The 4,296-nt window shown below is 71.9% G+C and carries 5 protein-coding genes; all 5 read left to right on the forward strand.

Annotation, left to right across the window (positions count from 1 at the left end):
• The first annotated feature begins 175 nt into the window (after positions 1-175).
• From KBY47_RS32220 to fabD, 5 genes are read left to right on the forward strand one after another with little or no spacing between them, the layout of a single operon-like run.
• Positions 176-676, forward strand: coding sequence for a hypothetical protein (locus tag KBY47_RS32220; RefSeq protein WP_210927472.1), 501 nt, complete (start codon positions 176-178; stop codon positions 674-676).
• A gap of 29 nt (positions 677-705) precedes the next feature.
• The gene (locus KBY47_RS32225) at positions 706-1,245 is read left to right on the forward strand and encodes a hypothetical protein (protein WP_210927475.1); all 540 of its coding nucleotides are present in this window, start codon (positions 706-708) and stop codon (positions 1,243-1,245) included.
• A 17-nt stretch (positions 1,246-1,262) separates the two neighbouring features.
• A complete protein-coding gene (locus KBY47_RS32230; RefSeq protein ID WP_210927477.1) occupies positions 1,263-2,699 on the forward strand; it encodes a PfaD family polyunsaturated fatty acid/polyketide biosynthesis protein in 1,437 nt (478 codons plus the stop codon).
• A complete protein-coding gene (locus tag KBY47_RS32235) occupies positions 2,696-3,349 on the forward strand; it encodes a YitT family protein (RefSeq protein ID WP_210927478.1) in 654 nt (217 codons plus the stop codon). Before KBY47_RS32230 ends, KBY47_RS32235 begins: the two co-directional genes overlap by 4 nt.
• Before the next feature lie 40 nt (positions 3,350-3,389).
• Positions 3,390-4,262 (forward strand): ACP S-malonyltransferase, encoded by an 873-nt coding sequence (fabD, locus tag KBY47_RS32240; RefSeq protein WP_210927480.1) that lies wholly within the window; start codon positions 3,390-3,392, stop codon positions 4,260-4,262.
• Positions 4,263-4,296 lie beyond the last annotated feature (34 nt).

Genomic DNA, 4,296 nt, shown 5'->3' on the forward strand with positions numbered 1-4,296 from the left:
CATCCATCCCCCCACCTCGACTCCCCGCCCCCAGGTCTCCCGCCCCGCCCCGCAACCCGCCGTCCGGTACCCGGGCCGGGAATGCTGGGGGCGTCCCCTGGTGCCCGGTTCCGGTCGTACGGGTGAGGCTCAAGGTCGCCAACATCCCGAGGACCACCGGCGAAAGGGCCGCCCGATGACCGCACCCGTGGACGCGAAGCCCCCGACTCCAGGACTCACCGAGGGCGAGCGGGACTACGTCAACCGCGTCGCCGAGCACTACCGCGACACCGACAACATGGCCTGGGAGCACGGCTTCCTGATCGGCTGGCTGATGATCTGCGACCCCGTGGAGCAGTCGGCCGGCCAGCTGTGCGAGGCGCTCGGCGTGCGCCGGGAGTCCGTCGACCACATCGACGCGCTCCTCGTGCCGCCGGGCGTGCTCACCCGCAAGGACCTGCCCGACGGCGAGTACGCGCTGGCGATGAGCCTCGACGTCTGGCCCAAGACCGTGCAGCACGCGATGCTCGCCGTGCCCTCCTTCCACTCGGTGATGGAGCACGGCCTGAAGGTCCTCGAGGGCGAGCCCGAGGAACGCCGTCGCCGCCTGCTGAACATGGAGCGCTTCTTCCGGTACCTCGGCGAGGAACTGCCCGCCGTCTTCGACCGGTACGAGCCCCCGGCACCCCTGAAATGACCCGCCCCCCGACTCACCGAAGGACAGCCATGAGCGAGAGCACCGCACGGACCGGCACCACCATCGACCGGATCGAGCAGACCGACCAGCCGCCCCCCACCCCCGGCCTGACCGAGGCCGAACGCGGCTTCGTCCACAAGGTCGCCGAGCACTACCGCAACACCGACAACATGGCCTGGAACTACGGCTACGTCTTCGGCTACCTGATGATCTGCACCCCGGTCCAGCAGCGCGCCAGCCAGATCATCGAGGCCCTCGGCGTGACCCGGGAGGACGTCGAGCGCGTGTCGCAGCTCCTCGTCACCCCCGGCGTCTTCGAACGCCGCGACGAGCCCGGCGACGACGACTTCCTGATGTGGCTGCCCGACGGCAACTGGCCCAAGGCCGTGCGCTACTCCCTCGTCAACATGCCCAGGTTCCACGAGGTCCTCAGGCGGGGCCTGGAGGTCCTGGCGGACGCCCCGCCGGAGCGCCGCGAACGGATCGCCACCCTGGAGCACCTCTACCGCCACCTCGCCGTGGAGATCCCCGCGGTCTTCGACCGGTACGAGACCGCCACGGCCAAGTAGGAGCCGGATACCCACCCATGGACCAGGACGGCGCCTTCGCCCCCACACTCACCACCGCCCGCCGGGTGCGGCCCGAGCACCTGGGGTCCGCCGCGTTCCGGCGCGACCACCGCGTGCGCTACGCGTACGTCGCCGGATCGATGTTCAAGGCGACGGCCTCCCAGGACATGGTCGTCCGCATGGCCCGGGCTGGACTGCTCGCCTACTTCGGCACCGGCGGACTGCGCCCGGAACGCGTCGAGTCGGTCATCCGCGCCCTCGACGCCACCCTCGGCGCCGACCGCTCGTACGGCATGAACCTGCTGTCCTCACCCGGCTCGCCCCGCAAGGAAGAGGACCTGGTCGACCTGCTGCTGGCCCGCCGGGTGCGGCGGGTGGAGGCGGCGGCGTTCATCCGGATGTCGCCCGCCCTGGTCCGCTACCGGATCACCGGCCTGACCCGCACCCCGGACGGCCGCGTCCACATCCCCCACAAGGTGCTCGGCAAGGTGTCCCGGCCCGAGACGGCCGAGGCCTACCTCAGCCCGCCCCCGGAGGGTGTGGTACGGGACCTGCTGCGCGCGGGCCGGGTCACCGCCGAGGAGGCGGAGCTGGCCGCCCGTGTCCCGATGGCCGACGACCTGTGCGTCGAGGCCGACTCGGGCGGCCACACCGACCAACGGCCCCTGATCACCCTGCTGCCGGACATGGCCGCACTGCGCGACCGGGTCGCCGCGGAGCGCTTCGCGGGCGCCGCGGCGGTCCGGGTCGGCGTGGCGGGCGGCATCGGCACCCCCGAGGCCGTCGCCGCCGCCTTCATGCTGAACGCGGACTTCGTGCTGACCGGCAGCATCAACCAGTGCACCGTCGAGGCCGGCACCAGCGACGCGGCCAAGGACATGCTCCAGCAGGCGGGCGTGCAGGACACCGCCATCGTGCCCGCCGGGGACATGCTGGAGATCGGCGCCAAGGCACAGGTGCTGCGCAAGGGACTGCTCTTCCCGACCCGCGCCAACAAGCTCTACGAACTCACCCTGCGCCTGAACTCACTGGACGAACTGGACGACCGGACCGCCCGGCAGATCCAGGACAAGTACTTCCACCGCACCTTCGACGAGGTGTGGCACGAGACCGCGGAGCACCTCGCCCGCACCGACCCCGACCAGCTCGCCGCCGCCGAACGCGACCCCAAGCTGCGGATGATCCTCACCTTCAAGTGGTACTTCGTGCACTCCGCCCGGCTCGCGATGAGCGGCGCCCCCGAACAGCGCGTCGACTACCAGATCCCCTGCGGTCCGTCCCTGGGCGCCCTCAACAGCCTGCTGCGCGGCACCCCGCGCGAGAACTGGCGCGCCCGGCACGTCGACGACCTCGCCGAACTCCTCATGGACGGCGCCGCCCGGCTGTGGCAGCGCCGCCTGGAGGAGACCGCCGCCCGCCACCATGACGCCGTACCGGAAGGAACGATCCTGTGACCGACGTCCGGCACGGGCGTCGCCACGCCCCGCTGCTCTACCTGCTCGGCTGCCTGGTGTTCTCCACCGGCGCCTACCTCTTCATCCACTCCGACCTGGGCACCGACCCCCTGGACGTGTTCGCGCTCGGCCTCAAGGAGCACATCACCATCACGGTCGGCCTCGCCCAGGCGGGCGTGGCGGTGGTCTGCCTCGGCCTGTCCGCCCTGTGGAACCGCCGACGGCCGCTGCTCGCGCCCCTGTTCACCTTCTTCTTCTGCGGCAGCGTCATCGACCTGCTGATGTGGACGGAGCCCGCGGGCCGCCTCGGCGCCGACGGGCCGGTGCTGCTCGCCCCGGCGACCCTGCTGTGCGCCTACGGCTCCGCGCTGATCATCATGGGCGGCTTCGGCATCCGCCCCATCGACGTGCTCGCCATCACCATGACCCGCAAGTGGCACTGGCCGTTCTGGGCGACCAAGGGGCTCATCGAGGTCGCGCTGATGACGACCGGGCTGCTGCTCGGCGGCCCCGTCGGCGTCGGCACCGTCTGCTTCCTCGTCGGCGTCGACGTGCTCATCCAGCCCCTGCTCCAGCTCAACGTGCGCTACCTCAGGCTCCCCAACCTCGGGCTGCCCGAACACACCCCCCGCCCCGCCGACGCCACCTAGGGCGCGTCCGGCACGGCCCAGCCCCCACAGAGAGGTCCAAGTGACGGTCATCCATGTCTTCCCCGGCCAGGGCGCACACCACGTGGGCATGGGACGGCAGCTCTTCGAGAGCTACCCGCACCTCGTCCGGCAGGCCGACGCGGTCCTCGGGTACTCCATCGAGGAGCTGTGCCTCACCGGCCCGGAGCAGCGCCTGTCCGACACGCGCTACACCCAGTGCGCCATGTACGTGGTCGGCGCGCTCTCCTACGTCGACCAGGTCCGAGCCTCGGGACGGCTGCCGGACTTCGTCGCCGGGCACAGCCTCGGCGAGTACGTCGCCCTGTTCGCGGCCGGTGCCTTCGACTTCGTCACCGGGCTGGAACTCGTCGCCGAGCGCGCCGCCGCGATGGCCGAGGCGGGCCCCGGCGCCATGGCCGCGGTCCTCGGCATCACCGCGGACCGGGTCCGGGAGATCCTCGCCCGCGGCGGCGCGCCCGACGTCGACATCGCCAACCTCAACGCCCCCGAACAGACCGTCGTCTCCGGCCCGCCCGAGGCGATCGCCGAGGCCATGACGCTGCTCGGCAAGGAGACCAGGGCCGTCGTCCCGCTGAAGGTCAGCGGCGCCTTCCACTCCCGCACGATGGCCCCGGCCGCCGCCCGCTTCGAACGCTTCCTGCGCGGCCACCGGTTCGCACCGCTGCGCATCCCCGTCGTCTCCAACGCCACGGCCCGTCCCTACGACGACACCGAGACCGCCGCGCTCCTGGTCCGCCAGCTGACCAGCCCCGTGCGGTGGACGGAGTCGGTGCGGTACCTCCTCGACCAGCCGGAGCCCGAGTTCCACGAGCTGGGGCCCGGCCAGGTGCTCACCGGGCTGATCGCCCAGATCCGCGCCGGGCGCCCCGCCCTCACCGCCGTGTCGAACTGACCCCGGAAGGGCTGACCCGGAAGGACTCAAGGCA

The organism is Streptomyces sp. B93, assembly GCF_018070565.1.
Classification (GTDB): Bacteria; Actinomycetota; Actinomycetes; order Streptomycetales; family Streptomycetaceae; genus Streptomyces.